Source organism: Rhodococcus sp. Q (genome assembly GCF_005503035.1).
GTDB lineage: Bacteria > Actinomycetota > Actinomycetes > Mycobacteriales > Mycobacteriaceae > Rhodococcus_G.
In genome coordinates, this window is the sequence record NZ_SCOY01000005.1 from 150,827 (window position 1) to 164,615 (window position 13,789).

Consider the following 13,789-nt stretch of genomic DNA (forward strand, 5'->3'; position numbering starts at 1 on the left):
CCGCTGGTGACAGGTTCGTGGCCGAATCCGCGAAACGGGACAGAACGGTCACATCGACTGGCTGACGCTGTCGCCGCCGTTCTCGATGTGCCCGACCAGTGCGCGCCGGAACTCGGGGTCCTCGTCGACCGTCACGATGCACCGGTACCAGCCGTCCGTCGACTGCACCGTCCACGAATCGCGGTCTCCTGAGGCGAGGCGGCGCCGATCGCCGTCGACGACGACCGTCAGGTCACGCGATCCACTGTTCGTCACGGACAGGCCGACGGTTCGGCGGCCGGGGTCGATCGAGGTCGACACCGTGAGCGCCGACGCCGGCCCATCCGCCGAACCGGCGAACTCGCGGCGAAAGCCGTTGGGGCCCAGCAGGTGTAGCTCGTACCGCGGGCCGGGCAGCTGGACGGTGTCCTCGAGGTCGCCGAGGACGTCGACGTGGCGCGGCACGTCGAACTCGGCCGCGTACGGGTACAGCGCCAGGTGTGCCGATTCCGCGCCGGTGTTGCTGATGTGCACCGTGAGGACGCGGCCGGCGGGATCGAGGCTCGCGTGTGCGTCGGGTTGGTACGGCAGGGCCCGTGCAGGGCGGGAGCCCTTCTCCTGCAAGGGCATCCGCTGCTCGGCTGGAGGGGTCGGGGTCCACCGCGGTTCGAGTGGAGGGGTCGGCTGTGGTCGGGTTACGGTCGGCCTGCTGCGCGGGTTCGCGAAGTCGAAGGCCGCGGTCAGATCGCCGCTGACGGTGCGGCGCCACGGGTCGATCTCCGGCTGCGAGATCCCGAAGCGTCGCTCCAGGAACTGGGTCACCGCCGTGTGGTCGAACACCTGCGAACACACGAATCCGCCGACGGTCCAGGGCGAGATGATGGTCATCGGCACCCGGGGCCCGAGACCGAGCGGCTGGCCGGCCACCCACTCCGACGTCGCCGAGGCCGGGGGTCGGGGCGGAGGCACGTGGTCGAAGTAGCCGTCGTTCTCGTCGAAGTTCACGATCACGGCCGTTTTCGCCCACAGGTCCGGATCGGACGCGATGGCGTCGAGCACCTGGTACAGCAGGGTCGCGCTCGCGGCGGGTGACGACCCGGACGGGTGCTCCGAATCGACCTCGGAGGGAACCAGATAGCTCACCTGCGGCAGTCGGCCCGCTTCGACGTCGGCACGGAACTCGGCGGCGAGGGTGCCCGGCCGTGAGCGGTACAGCGCGCGATCGTAGAGCTGACGGTCGGCGGGCGACAGCTGGTCGGCGGCGAGTTCGAGTGCCCGGACGGCCGCGTCCTGGACCGGCGGGGGGAGTGCGGGCAGCGCCAGGTAGAAGCCTTGAAGTGTCTGCACTTGGTAGGGGAGCAGGCCCGGATTTCCGAGCAGCGCGGCTCCCACCTTCTTGAAGGTCGTGAAGTACTCGAGGTTGTTGTCCCCGAAGTTGTCCCACTCCTGGTACGTCTTCCAGGTGACGCCTGCCGCCTGGAGGCGCTCGGGAACGGTGGTCCAGCCGTAGCCGGCGTGCCACGGGTCGTAGGCGGCGTTGGTGACTGCGCGACCCTCCGGACCGGGGTTCGACAACAGCGTCACGTCCGACGACGTCACGCCGTCCGACGATCCCACCGTGTCCAGTGGGATCGGGGAGGCGGGCTCGAATCCTGTATATCCGGACACCCAGTAGTTCCGATTGGGACTCGTGGAGGTCGGGACCGAGCAGTGGTACGCGTCGCAGATGGTGAACGCGTCCGCGATCTCGTAGTGGAACGGAAGGTCCTGGCGGTCGTAGTAGGCCATCGTGGTGGCCGTCTTCGCCGCGACCCAGCCGTCGTGCCAGCCGTCCGCGAGGGCTTGGTGGCCGCCGTCCCAGCTGTGGTCGAGCCCGGTGACGTTCTGCGTGTCCATGCGTTGTGCCGCAGCGGAGTCCCGGATCGGGAAGGGGAGGGTCCGCCCGGTGGGGCCGGGCTGGTCGAACACCGACTTCCCGTCCCGAAGTCGAAGCGCGTTGGGATCAGCGAAGCCACGCACGCCGCGCAGGGCGCCGTAGTAGTGGTCGAACGACCGGTTCTCCTGCATGAGCAGGACCACGTGCTCGACCGAGTCCAACCCGCCGGGCGGTGCCGGTGCCGCCAGCGCGCGCTGGAGGGACGGCGGGAGGAGGGACGACGCGGCAGCGGCGGCCACCGCGCCGGCGCCTGCGGTGAGGAAGCCGCGCCGGGAGAGTGCAGGTCGGGTCACTTCGGCTCCAGTGTGGAAGGGCTGGACGAATACGCCACGGCACTCTAGACCAAACGTCCAGTTAGTTCAGGAAACCTGGACTTCCCGGCGGATGCCCTACTGTGGTGCGTGTCACTTTTCGGTCGACCCGAGGAGAACCGATGAGCACTCGCTTGAACCCCTACATCAGCTTCAAGGACAACGCCCGCGCGGCGATGGAGTTCTACCGGGACGTGTTCGGCGGCAACCTGAACGTCAGCACGTTCGGTGAGTTCGGCGACAAGGACGCGCCCGGCGCCGACGGCGTCATGCACGCCATGCTCGAGACCCCACAGGGTTTCACCCTGATGGGTGCCGACACGCCACCCGGGATGGAACACAACCCCGGCACCAATTTCTCGGTCAGCCTCAGCGGCGACGACGGGGACGAACTGCGCGGCTGGTTCGCGAAGCTCGCGGAGGGTGGGCAGATCGCGGTGCCGCTGGAGAAGCAGATGTGGGGCGACGAATTCGGCATGTGCACGGACAGGTTCGGCATCGGCTGGATGGTGAACATCGCGGGCGCGCCCGCCTGAGCAGCAGCGTGGTCTACGCCGGTACTGCTCGGCGCACCAGCGAGAGGAACCCGGCGGCAGCGAAGAACAGGCACGAGAACACGCGGCCGGTGACCCGCTGCTGTCGGGGTGACCGCATGTACGTCAGCACGCGGGAGGCGAGGCCCGTGTATCCGGTCATCACGATCACGTCGACGGCGACCATGGTTGCGGCGATGATCGCGTACTGCGGCACCAATGGCGCAGTGGGGTCGAGGAACTGGGGCAGTACCGCGAGCATGAACACGACTGCTTTCGGATTGCTCGCGTTCACGAGGAAGCCCCGGATCACCATGCCGGTCGCCGATCCGCTCGCGTCCGTGTCGGCTGGGTCGACATCGGTCGGAGCGGAGCGCCACTGTCGCACGCCCAGGTACACGAGGTATGCGACACCGAACCATTTGATGACGGTGAACGCCACGGCCGACGACGCGAGCAGGGCGCCCACTCCCGCGGCGACGATCGCGATCTGCAGCAGCAGTCCCAGCTGGAGTCCGAGGATGTTCCAGTATCCGCGCCGGAGTCCGTGGCTCAGTCCCGACGACATCGACGCGATCGCACCGGCACCCGGCGACAGGCTGATCACCCACGCTGCACCCAGAAAACCCAACCAGATCTGCCACGACACCCGACCAGGATAGTCGGCGCCGCCCCGTCAGCTTCCGGGCGTCGCCACGCAGCTGTCCGGCGGGCTCACCAGCGAACACACCGAGTCGGGCATGACCGGCACGTAGTCGCCGGCGACACCGCCCGCCGCCGTCAGTTCCCGGTAGGCGGCGACGGCGTCCGTCGGGCGGCGGGTCAACGTCGGGTCCGTGAGGACGTCCACGGTGTAGAGGCCGAAGCGGTTCCGGTAGTTGCCCCATTCGTAGTTGTCGGTGATCGACCAGTAGTTGTATCCGATGACGTTCGCGCCGTCCTGATTCGCGCGCTGCAGCCAGTAGACGTGGTCGCGGAGGTGGTCGGCGCGGGTGTAACCGTCGGGCCGAGGTTTGCCGTCGTCGGACGGCATCCCGTTCTCGACGACCAGGATCGGCAACTCCGGGTACTTGCGCGCGAAATGCAGTGCGGCATGGTAGATCCCGTCCGGCTGTGGCTTCACGTCGTAGAACGCGTCGGTCAGGGCCGCGGCCGCGGTGAGGTTGTCGAGCGAGACGCCGTAGTAGTAGTCGAGGCCGACGAAGTCCAGCTTGTCGCGGACCCGGTCGGTGAACAGTGCATCGATCACACCCATCGCGGCGGGGATGTACGAGACGTTGCTCGAGACCCGGGCGTCGGGGTCGAGGCGGTGGATCGTGTCGTAGGCCGCGCGGTGCGCGCGGACCAGCCGGTCCAGGACGCCGGGTGCGTCGAGTGGGCCGATGCCGCCCTGTGTGAGTTCCTTCTGCACGAAGACGGTCGGCTCGTTGAACGTGATCCAGGTGACGTCGTCGCCCGGATACCGCGAGACCACCTTTTCCGCATGGGTGAGCCACAGGTCGATCGTCTCGTCGCGGGTCCAGCCGCCGAGGTCGACGACCCAGCCGGGGAACACGAAGTGGTCGAGGGTGATCATCGGCCGCATACCGTGCGAGCGGATCTCGCGCACCACGTCGTCGTAGTAGGCGAGCTCGGTCTCGTCCCACATGTCGGGTGCCGGTTGGATCCGGGCCCACTCGACGGAGAACCGGAAAGTGTCGACGCCCATCGCCGCGGCATTGGCGATGTCCTCGGCGTAGCGGTGCCGGAAGTCGGGGCCGCTGCCGTACGGGTCGTGGGTGCCGCCGCCCGCGACGTACCGGGACCAGTTGCTGTCCGGCGGTGGACCCTCGGACTGGAAGCCGGAGGTGGCGACGCCCCACTCGAAGTCGGGTCCCAGCGGCGCGACTGGGGCGGCGCCGGCAGGTGCCGCGGCAAGCGCACCGGCCACGGCGACCACGACCACGGTCAGGGCACGTGCGATTCGGCTCACCCCAGCAGGTTAGGCGAGTGTGCCGCGTCGGTATGGGGAATCTCACAGACAATTCCGTGCAGTGCTTTAACGTTTTTCACAACGCGTTCGCCGCCGGGCGGCGATCATGAGCAGCCACCCGTCGAAAGGCTCACCCGTGACCGACCCGCTCGCGTTCTTCAGTTCGACCGCCGACGGCTTCGTCGCCGAGCGATTCGCCATAAGTCGCTGGTCGCCGGACATGATCAACGGCGCCGCGCTGTGCGGTCTCGTCGCGCGAGCACTGGAGAACGACCACAGTGGTGACGGCTTCGTTCCCGCCCGACTGACGGTCGACCTGTTCAAGCCCGCCCGGACCGCGCCGATCACCACTCGCACCACCCTCGTCCGGGACGGCAACCGGATCCGCGTCGCCGACGCGGAACTGCTGCAGGACGGCGAGGTCGTGGTTCGGGCCGGTGCCGTGTTCCTGCGTCCGTCGGAACAGCCGCCGGGGGAGGTGTGGACGCGGGACTACCGGCCGTCGCCGCCGCCCGTCCACATCCCGATGCAGGCCGGCGACGTGACGCATCCCTACTTCGGCAGCGACGACCATCCCGAGGGCTGGTCCCAGTCGATGCTCGAGCACCAGGGCTCGAGCCGGAAGCGGATGTGGGCACAGCACCTGCCCGTGGTGGCGGGGGAGGAGCCGTCACCGTTCGCGCGGGCCGCGATGGCGGGGGAGCCGACGAGCCTCATGACGAACTGGGGCACCGCGGGTGTCGGCTTCATCAACGTCGACATGACGCTCGTCCTCGCGCGGCTGCCCGAGGGTGTCGAGGTCGGGATCGAGGCCGACGATCACATCAGCTCCGACGGTCTCGCCGTCGGGACCACCACCATGTACGACCGCCGCGGACCCATCGGAACGTGCGTCGTCAGCGCGCTCGCCAACGCCCGCCGACAGGTCGACTTCTCCGGTCAGGGTGTGTTCGAGCTCCCCGAGAACGCCTGACCGTCCACGACATCCGCGGCGGTCGGCTGGGCGCCCAGGAGCGGGCGGATCAGGTCAAGCGGCAGCGGCACGACGACCGTCGAGTTGGCGTCGCCGCCGACCTCCCGCAGCGTCTGCAGGTAGCGCAGCTGCAGCGTCGTCGGGTTCCGGGAGATGATCTCCGCCGCATCCGCCAGCTTCGCCGACGCCTGGTACTCGGCCTCGGCGTTGATGATCTTCGCGCGACGCTCCCGTTCGGCTTCGGCCTGCCGGGCGATCGCGCGTTGCATGCGTTCGGGGATCTCGACGTCCTTGATCTCGACCGTGGTGACCTTCACACCCCACGGTTCGGTCTGCTGGTCGATCACCTTCTGCAGGTCCTCGTTGAGTCGGTCGCGGTCGGCGAGAAGGGTGTCGAGTTCGGCCTTGCCGAGCACCGACCGCAGCGTCGTCTGCGCGATCTGGGTGGTCGCGGCGAGGAAGTCCTCGACCTCGATGACGGCGCGGTCCGCGTCCAGGACGCGGAAGTAGGCCACGGCCGTCACCTTCGCGGGCACGTTGTCGCGGGTGATGATCTCCTGCACCGGGATCTTCAACGTCACGGTGCGCAGGCCGACACGGACCATCCGGTCGACGACGGGGATGAGCAACACCAGCCCCGGGCCCTTGACGTCCTGTGCCCGGCCGAGCCGGAAGACGACTGCGCGCTCGTACTCGCGCAGCACCCGGATCGCCGTGCCCGGGATGATCAGTGCCAGGAGCGCCAGCACGACCAGGAGGGTCAGAAGGACGGTCATGGCAGCTCCCACTGTTCGCGGCGCCGCACGCCGAGAGTCAGGCCCCGCACGGATTCCACGACCACCGACTCGCCGGCGGAGGGGGCGGGGGACTGCGGATAGCCGAATTCGATGCGTGCGTGCCAGAGTCCGCCGTCGGCGTGGACCTGACCGCGGTCGCCGGCCCAGCTTCGTACCGTCGCCTCATGGCCGACCAGCCCCCGCGTGCCGCCCCGCACCGGCATCCGGCGGGCGGTGAGCATCGTCCGCCCGAGGACGGCGGCCCCCGCGAGTCCGACCCCCGCGATTCCGACTGCGACCGGGATGGCGACGACATCACCGACTCCGCCCGCGACGAAGAGCATCGCGACGCCCGCGCCGATGAGGAGCGCGGCCAGGCCGGTGAGCACTCCGGCGGTGGGCGCGTGGGCCTCGACCAGGATCATCACCAACCCCAGCACCACGGCAACCACACCCAACGTGGCCATCACACGGCTCCCACGCCCGCCCGGTGGCGGGCCGATCGACGCTATCGACTTCCACGGTAATCGCGGTGCGCGTGGGGTGCCACCACACCGGAACGGGACAAACGACGTGTTACGGGCTCGTAAATGTGTCGCATGTCACGTACCATGGTTCAGCTGCCCACGAACTTCGGCAGCGCGGTCGGGATGCAGGGAAACAGGTGCTCGAAGCCCCTTCGTGCTTGCCAGGAGCTCGCGATGACAACAACGCAACCGTCATCACCGCAGTCGCCGCGGCGAACGTCGTCCGCGGCGCCGCAGAGGCGTTCCCGTCGTGGTCGAGCGGCCGGTTCATCGGTCGCCATCGCCGTGGAGCCGACATTCGTCGCAGGAGCGGGCGTGCGGTCACGCGTCTTCGCCCACACGGTGAGACTGACCGTCAAACCCTTCCTCGACGTGTGGGGACGGTATCCGGGACTGGTGTGGCCTGCGGGACTGCTCGACTACGGGGCGCGGTACCTGCAGCCGACGCGTGGGATCGGCAGGCACCGGGTCCGTCTCGACAACTGTGCCGCGGAGTGGTGGGAACACGGCGTTTCCCGCGGCGAGGCTTCGACGGGGGAGGGAACCGAGGGGTCCGGGACCGCGATCCTCTACCTCCACGGCGGCGGGTTCATGACCTGTGGGCTGAACACGCACCGAGTCCTGGCCCTGCGAATCGGTGCCGCTTCCCAGGCGTCGGTACTCACGGTCGACTACCGGATGCTGCCGCGGTACTCGATCGCCGACTCCGTCGCCGACTGCATCAGCGGCTACCGCTGGCTGCTCGACCGCGGCTTCACGCCCGACCGCATCGTCGTCGCGGGCGATTCCGCGGGTGGGTTCCTCACCTTCTCGACCGCTCTCGCGCTGGCCGGCCTCGGTCTTCCTCAGCCTGCGGGGCTGGTGGCGTTGTCCCCGTTGACGGACCTCGACCCCACGATGAAGCTCGCCCGCGCGGAGGGGCGGGAGTGTCCGCTGATTCCGAGTTCGGTGCTGCTGACACTCGCGGAGATCGCGGGACGGGCCGACGGTGAAACCCCGACCGTGTCGCCGGTGGACGGTGTGCTCACCGGGCTGCCGCCGGTGTTGATCCAGGTCGGGTCCACCGAGATGCTCTACGTGGACGCCGAGCTCATGGCGCAGCGGCTCGGCGCGGCAGGCGTGCCGGTGGTCCTCGAGGTGTGGGATCGGCAGGTCCACGTGTTCCAGGCGGCCGCCGACATCCTTCCCGAGGCGGCCCGCGCGGTCGCTCGGATCGGCGAGTTCGTCCGCGACCGCGTCGAGGGCTGACTCTCTCGGTGGGCGCGATTCGGGGTGTGCGCAGGGGTAGCGCCTAAACTGGGCAGTCGATAACACGCTTCCTCTCGCGAAGGGACACCCATGTCTGCCCGCACCGAGCTCGCCCGCGTCGATTTGCGCGGTCGAACACCGTCCGTCGCCGAACTCCGGTCGGCACTGCCCCGTGGCGGAGTGGACGTCGACGCGGTGCTGCATCAGGTGCGTCCCGTAGTCGAGGCGATCCGGGACCGCGGCGCCGAGGCCGCACTCGAATACGGCGAGACCTTCGACGGTGTCCGGCCGGCGGCCGTCCGGGTTCCGCGCGCGGAACTGACCCGTGCGCTCGCCGAGCTGGACGCCGACGTGCGCGCCGCGCTCGAGGTCGCAATCGAGCGCACCCGCAAGGTCCACGCCGATCAGCGCCGTACCGACACCACCACCGAGGTCGTGCCGGGTGGCACGGTCACAGAGCGGTGGATTCCGGTCGAGCGGGTCGGGCTGTACGTGCCGGGTGGCAACGCCGTCTACCCGTCATCCGTGGTCATGAACGTGGTTCCCGCCCAGGCTGCGGGTGTCGAGTCCCTCGTCGTCGCGTCGCCCCCGCAGGCCGCGTTCGGCGGGTTGCCGCATCCGACGATCCTCGCCGCGGCGGAGATGCTCGGCGTGGAGGAGGTGTGGGCGGTCGGTGGCGCGCAGGCCGTTGCGCTGCTCACCTACGGCGGCACCGACACCAACGATTCGGAACTCGCTCCCGTCGACCTCATCACCGGCCCCGGCAACATCTACGTCACCGCCGCCAAGCGGTTGTGCCGCGGCCTCGTCGGCATCGACGCCGAGGCGGGCCCGACGGAGATCGCGATCCTCGCCGACCACACCGCGGATCCGGTCCACGTCGCCGCCGACCTGATCAGTCAGGCCGAGCACGACGTGATGGCCGCATCCGTCCTCGTCACGACGTCCACGGAACTCGCGGACGCGGTCGACGCCGCCCTGACCGCGCAGTTGGAGCTGACCAAGCACCGCGAGCGGGTGGCCACCGCGCTGGCGGGCAGCCAGTCCGGCGTGATCCTCGTCGACTCCATCGACGACGGTCTGCGGGTCGTCAACGCGTACGCCGCCGAACACCTCGAGATCCAGACCGAGAACGCCTCCGAGGTCGCGGGTCGGGTGCGCTCCGCCGGAGCGATCTTCGTCGGCCCGTGGGCGCCCGTGAGTCTCGGCGACTACTGCGCCGGCTCGAACCACGTCCTCCCGACCGCGGGATGCGCACGGCACTCGTCCGGATTGAGCGTGCAGACCTTCCTGCGTGGCATCCACGTCGTCGACTACTCCGAATCGGCGCTGAAAGACGTTGCGCGGCACGTGATCAACCTCGCGAACGCCGAGGACCTGCCCGCGCACGGTGAGGCCGTGCGTCTGCGTTTCGAGAGCCTGCAGTGAGCGCCGCTCCCGGCGCGGCGGCAACGGTCGACGACCTCCCGCTGCGCGAGAACCTGCGCGGCAAGTCGGCGTACGGCGCCCCGCAGCTGACGGTTCCGGTGCAGCTGAACACCAACGAGAATCCGCACCCGCCGACCCAGGCTCTCGTCGACGACGTCGCCGAGTCGGTTCGTGAAGCGGCCCGGGAACTGCACCGTTACCCGGACCGCGATGCCGTCGCGCTGCGCACCGACCTCGCCGCGTACCTGTCGCGGCAGACCGGGGTGCCGGTCACCGTCGACAACGTGTGGGCAGCCAACGGTTCCAACGAGATCCTGCAGCAGCTGCTGCAGGCGTTCGCCGGACCGGGACGCAGTGCGATGGGGTTCGTCCCGTCCTACTCGATGCACCCGATCATCTCCGACGGCACCGACACCACGTGGCTGCCGGTACTGCGCGGTGCCGACTTCGCGCTCGACGTCGACGCCGCACTGGACGCGATCACCGCGCAGCGGCCCGACGTCGTGTTCGTCACCAGCCCGAACAACCCGACCGGGCACAGCATCCCGATCGCGTCGCTGCGGCTGATCCTCGACGCGGCGCCCGGCGTCGTGATCGTGGACGAGGCGTACGCGGAGTTCTCGGAGGCGCCGAGTGCGCTGACCCTGATCGACGAGTACCCGACCAAGCTCGTCGTGTCGCGGACGATGAGCAAGGCGTTCGCGTTCGCGGGAGGCCGGCTCGGATACCTCGCCGCCGCACCGGCGTTCGTCGAGGCGCTGCTCCTGGTTCGGCTTCCGTACCACCTGTCGGTGGTCACGCAGGCCGCTGCCCGCGCCGCGCTGCGGCACGCCGACGAGACTCTGGGCAGTGTGCACGCGCTCGCGGCCGAACGGGTCCGCGTGTCGAAGGCGCTGTCGGACACCGGCTTCCACGTTGTTCCCTCGGACGCGAACTTCATCCTGTTCGGTGAGTTCGCGGACAGTGCCCGCGCCTGGCAGGCGTACCTGGACCGCGGCGTCCTGATCCGCGACGTGGGGATCCCCGGATTCCTGCGGGCCACCGTCGGACTCGCGTCGGAGAACGACGCCTTCATCGCCGCGAGCGACGCGATCGCGGCCACCGAACTCACCCGGGAGGGGAACCGATGACCGACCGCATCGCGAAGATCGAGCGGACCACGAAGGAGTCGTCGATCTCCGTCGAACTCAACCTCGACGGCACGGGCATCGTCGACGTCTCGACGGGCGTCCCGTTCTTCGACCACATGCTCACCGCGCTCGGTGCGCACGCCAGCTTCGACCTGACGGTCAAGGCGGAGGGCGACATCGAGATCGAGGCGCACCACACCGTCGAGGACACCTCGATCGTGCTGGGGCAGGCGCTCGGTCAGGCGCTCGGCGACAAGAAGGGCATCCGGCGGTTCGGTGACGCGTTCATCCCGATGGACGAGTCCCTCGTGCACGCCGCCGTCGACGTCTCGGGCCGCCCCTACTGCGTGCACACCGGGGAGCCGGAGCACATGCTGCACACCGTCATCGGCGGCTACCCCGGCGTCCCGTACGCGACGGTCATCAACCGGCACGTGTTCGAGTCCATCGCGTCCAACGCCCGGATCGCGCTGCACGTGCGGGTCCTCTACGGCCGCGACCAGCACCACATCACCGAGGGCGAGTTCAAGGCCGTGGCCCGGGCGCTGCGCGAAGCGGTCGAGCCGGACCCGCGGGTGAAGGGCGTGCCGTCCACCAAGGGAAGCCTGTGAGTGCCCTCCTCGTCTACGGGTTGTTCCTGATCGCGGGGTTCGCGATCGGTGGTGCCTACTCGATGTGGAAGAACGACAACATGCTCGGCATGGGAGTCCTGCTGGCGATCGCGGTCCTCGCTGCGGCAGGCGGCGTCCTGCGTCTGGTGTGAGCCGCCTGCCGGCCGCGTGTCAGGAGCTGGTGAGGACGACGAGTTGCCGCGTCGCGCGGGTCATCGCGACGTAGCGGTCGACGGCGCCTTCGATGCCGGTACCGAAATCGTCGGGATCGATCACCACGACGAGGTCGAATTCGAGTCCCTTCACCAGGTCCGGTGGTAGCCACCGGACGCGTGACGTCGGCGTGAACCCGGCCGTCCCGGTGGCGACGACGCAGGCGATGCCCTCGTCGTATTCGGCGAGCCAGGTGTCGAGGATCCGGTCCAGTTCGTCGACGCGGCCGTGCCGGACGGGGAGTCCGCTGCTGCGGATCGACGTCGGGACGTTCGCGTCGGGCAGTGCGGCCCGGATGACGGGTTCGGCCACCGCCATCACCTCTTCGGGCGTCCGGTAGTTGACGCTCAGCGCGGCCAGGTCGATGCGGTCGAGTCCGACGCGCTCGAGCCGTTCCCGCCACGACTCGGCGAAGCCGTGCCTGGCCTGCGCGCGGTCACCGACGATGGTGAAGCTGCGGGACGGGCACCGCAGCAGCAGCATCTGCCACTGCGCGTCCGTCAGTTCCTGAGCCTCGTCGACGACGATGTGCGCGAACGGGCCCGCCAGCAGGTCCGGCTCGGGCCGGGGCATCGCGTCCTCGTCGATCAGCATCTCCTGCAGGTCCTGCTGACGTAGTTGCGTCATCAGACCCTCGCCGTCGGCGTAGGCGTCGGACGCGATCAGGTCGTCGACGACCGCGGACCTGCGTTCGCGTTCGGCGGCGACGGCGCTCCGATGCCTGCGTTGGCGACGAGAGGCATTCGGATCGCCGAGCCGCTGCCGCGCCGCGTCGAGGATCGGCAGGTCCGATTCGGTCCACGCCGTCGGGTCCGCGCGTTGCAGCGTCCGGACCTCGTCGGGCTCGAGCCAGGGCGCGCACAGACGCAGGTAGGCGGGCACCGACCACAGGTCCGCGACGAGGTCCGCCGCCTCGATCAGCGTCCACGCGTTGTCGAGGGCCGCCCGCAGTTCCTCGTTCCGGAGCAGCGACTGCCGCAGTGGACCGCGAGGAATGCCGGCGTCGGCCTTGTCCATCAGGATCGTCAGCAGCAGGTCCCAGATCTCCTCGCGCGCTTCGTTGTGCGGGGTCCCGGGTTCGGGTGCCCCGAACGCCTCCGTCCAGTCGTCGGCGCTGAGCGGGAGGTCGGCCCAGTCGGTCGCGACATTCATCGTCTCCGTCGGCGGCTGCTCGTAGAACCGCACGGCGCGGTCGACGGCTCGTACCAGGTCCGCGGACGCCTTGAGCCTCGCGACCGCCGGATCGGTTTCCGGCGTCGCGCCCGCTCCCTCGGTGACGAGGTCGCGCACGGTGCACAGCTGCACGCCCTCCTCGCCGAGGCTGGGCAGAACGTCCGCGACGTACGCCAGGTACGGCTCGTGCGGGCCGACGAACAGCACACCGTGCCGAAGCCGAGGGTCGGAGTAGAGCAGGTAGGCGGCGCGGTGCAGGGCGACGACCGTCTTCCCGGTACCGGGTCCGCCGTCCACGACGAGCGCCCCGCGTGATCCCGCCCGGATGACGGCGTCCTGGTCGGCCGCGATGGTGCCGAGCACATCCCGCATCCGCGGCGACCGGTCGCTGCCGAGGCTGGCGATGAACGCGGACTGGTCGTCGAGCGCGGCCACGGAGCCGGCGCTGTCGGGGGTGAAGACCTCGTCCCAGTAGTCGCTGATCCGGCCCCGGGTCCAGCGGTACCGGCGGCGACTGGTCAGGCCCATCGGGTTCGCGTGGGTCGCGCCGAAGAACGGCTCCGCGGCGGGGGAGCGCCAGTCCACGAGCAGTTGGGCGCCCGCGCCGTCGAGGAGGCCGAGCCGCCCGACGTAGACCCGCTCGGAACCGTCGGCGGGCACCATGTGGCCGAGGCAGAGGTCGAGTCCGTAGCGGCGCAGTGCGCGCAGTTCGGCGCCGAGCTGATGGACGGCCATGTCCCGCTCCATCGCCTCCTGCCCGAGGCGGCCGGGCGCCTTGCGGGCGGCGTCGATGCGGCGGGTCAGGTCGGCGACAGCCTTCTCGAGGCTGTCCGCGAGTGCGGCGAAGTGCTTCTCGTCGTCCGCGATCAGCGTCGGATCGGCCTTCGCGGCGAGACGATCCGGAAGGTCGAACGCACTGTCGGGCCCGTCCCCGTGTTCGCGATCTCGATCCAGTTCACGCATTCGGTGGAGTCCACCT

At 69.5% G+C, this 13,789-nt stretch carries 13 protein-coding genes; 7 read left to right on the forward strand and 6 right to left on the reverse strand.

Annotated elements, in window-relative coordinates; genetic code table 11:
* Positions 1-48: 48 nt before the first annotated feature.
* A complete protein-coding gene (locus FFS72_RS07705) occupies positions 49-2,208 on the reverse strand; it encodes a phosphocholine-specific phospholipase C (RefSeq protein WP_137873383.1) in 2,160 nt (719 codons plus the stop codon).
* A gap of 140 nt (positions 2,209-2,348) precedes the next feature.
* Here FFS72_RS07705 and FFS72_RS07710 point away from each other — a divergent pair, with 140 nt between their 5' ends.
* On the forward strand, positions 2,349-2,762 hold the full coding sequence (locus FFS72_RS07710) for a VOC family protein (RefSeq protein ID WP_137873384.1): 414 nt from the start codon (positions 2,349-2,351) through the stop codon (positions 2,760-2,762).
* Between the two features lie 13 nt (positions 2,763-2,775).
* On the opposite strand, the gene FFS72_RS07715 is transcribed toward FFS72_RS07710, so the two are convergent.
* The gene (locus FFS72_RS07715) at positions 2,776-3,408 is read right to left on the reverse strand and encodes a LysE family transporter (protein WP_137873385.1); all 633 of its coding nucleotides are present in this window, start codon (positions 3,406-3,408) and stop codon (positions 2,776-2,778) included.
* A 27-nt stretch (positions 3,409-3,435) separates the two neighbouring features.
* Positions 3,436-4,722 (reverse strand): glycoside hydrolase family 1 protein, encoded by a 1,287-nt coding sequence (locus tag FFS72_RS07720; protein ID WP_502704090.1) that lies wholly within the window; start codon positions 4,720-4,722, stop codon positions 3,436-3,438.
* 145 nt (positions 4,723-4,867) lie between these two features.
* Between FFS72_RS07720 and FFS72_RS07725 the strand changes: the two genes are divergently transcribed.
* Positions 4,868-5,704, forward strand: a complete 837-nt coding sequence (locus tag FFS72_RS07725) for a thioesterase family protein (RefSeq protein ID WP_249353179.1) — start codon at positions 4,868-4,870, stop codon at positions 5,702-5,704.
* On the opposite strand, the gene FFS72_RS07730 is transcribed toward FFS72_RS07725, so the two are convergent.
* Positions 5,671-6,480, reverse strand: a complete 810-nt coding sequence (locus FFS72_RS07730) for a slipin family protein (RefSeq protein ID WP_137873387.1) — start codon at positions 6,478-6,480, stop codon at positions 5,671-5,673. The genes FFS72_RS07725 and FFS72_RS07730 overlap by 34 nt on opposite strands.
* Positions 6,477-6,947 (reverse strand): NfeD family protein, encoded by a 471-nt coding sequence (locus FFS72_RS07735; RefSeq protein ID WP_137873388.1) that lies wholly within the window; start codon positions 6,945-6,947, stop codon positions 6,477-6,479. The genes FFS72_RS07730 and FFS72_RS07735 overlap by 4 nt, the downstream gene beginning before the upstream one ends.
* Positions 6,948-7,322: 375 nt before the next feature.
* Here FFS72_RS07735 and FFS72_RS07740 point away from each other — a divergent pair, with 375 nt between their 5' ends.
* The 5 genes from FFS72_RS07740 (at position 7,323) to FFS72_RS26380 (ending at position 11,576) form a co-directional block, all read left to right on the forward strand.
* Positions 7,323-8,255: an alpha/beta hydrolase gene (locus FFS72_RS07740; protein ID WP_349303989.1), complete on the forward strand. Its 933-nt coding sequence runs from the start codon at positions 7,323-7,325 to the stop codon at positions 8,253-8,255.
* Between the two features lie 90 nt (positions 8,256-8,345).
* On the forward strand, positions 8,346-9,683 hold the full coding sequence (gene hisD / locus FFS72_RS07745) for a histidinol dehydrogenase (RefSeq protein WP_137873390.1): 1,338 nt from the start codon (positions 8,346-8,348) through the stop codon (positions 9,681-9,683).
* On the forward strand, positions 9,680-10,813 hold the full coding sequence (locus tag FFS72_RS07750; protein ID WP_050065102.1) for a histidinol-phosphate transaminase: 1,134 nt from the start codon (positions 9,680-9,682) through the stop codon (positions 10,811-10,813). Before hisD ends, FFS72_RS07750 begins: the two co-directional genes overlap by 4 nt.
* Positions 10,810-11,424, forward strand: coding sequence for an imidazoleglycerol-phosphate dehydratase HisB (gene hisB / locus FFS72_RS07755; RefSeq protein WP_050065103.1), 615 nt, complete (start codon positions 10,810-10,812; stop codon positions 11,422-11,424). The genes FFS72_RS07750 and hisB overlap by 4 nt, the downstream gene beginning before the upstream one ends.
* On the forward strand, positions 11,421-11,576 hold the full coding sequence (locus FFS72_RS26380) for a CG2302 family histidine operon protein (RefSeq protein WP_171018596.1): 156 nt from the start codon (positions 11,421-11,423) through the stop codon (positions 11,574-11,576). The genes hisB and FFS72_RS26380 overlap by 4 nt, the downstream gene beginning before the upstream one ends.
* Positions 11,577-11,595: 19 nt before the next feature.
* Here the strand turns inward: FFS72_RS26380 and helR are convergent, their stop codons facing one another.
* Positions 11,596-13,773 (reverse strand): RNA polymerase recycling motor ATPase HelR, encoded by a 2,178-nt coding sequence (gene helR, locus FFS72_RS07760; RefSeq protein WP_137873391.1) that lies wholly within the window; start codon positions 13,771-13,773, stop codon positions 11,596-11,598.
* Positions 13,774-13,789 lie beyond the last annotated feature (16 nt).

What these genes read in the sequence shown, in the direction of transcription:
- FFS72_RS07735 (WP_137873388.1), bottom strand. Translation starts at nt 6,947, where the DNA reads ATGGCCACGTTGGGTGTGGTTGCCGTGGTGCTGGGGTTGGTGATGATC.
- helR (WP_137873391.1), bottom strand. Translation starts at nt 13,773, where the DNA reads ATGCGTGAACTGGATCGAGATCGCGAACACGGGGACGGGCCCGACAGT.
- hisB (WP_050065103.1), top strand. Translation starts at nt 10,810, where the DNA reads ATGACCGACCGCATCGCGAAGATCGAGCGGACCACGAAGGAGTCGTCG.
- hisD (WP_137873390.1), top strand. Translation starts at nt 8,346, where the DNA reads ATGTCTGCCCGCACCGAGCTCGCCCGCGTCGATTTGCGCGGTCGAACA.
- FFS72_RS07730 (WP_137873387.1), bottom strand. Translation starts at nt 6,480, where the DNA reads ATGACCGTCCTTCTGACCCTCCTGGTCGTGCTGGCGCTCCTGGCACTG.
- FFS72_RS07710 (WP_137873384.1), top strand. Translation starts at nt 2,349, where the DNA reads ATGAGCACTCGCTTGAACCCCTACATCAGCTTCAAGGACAACGCCCGC.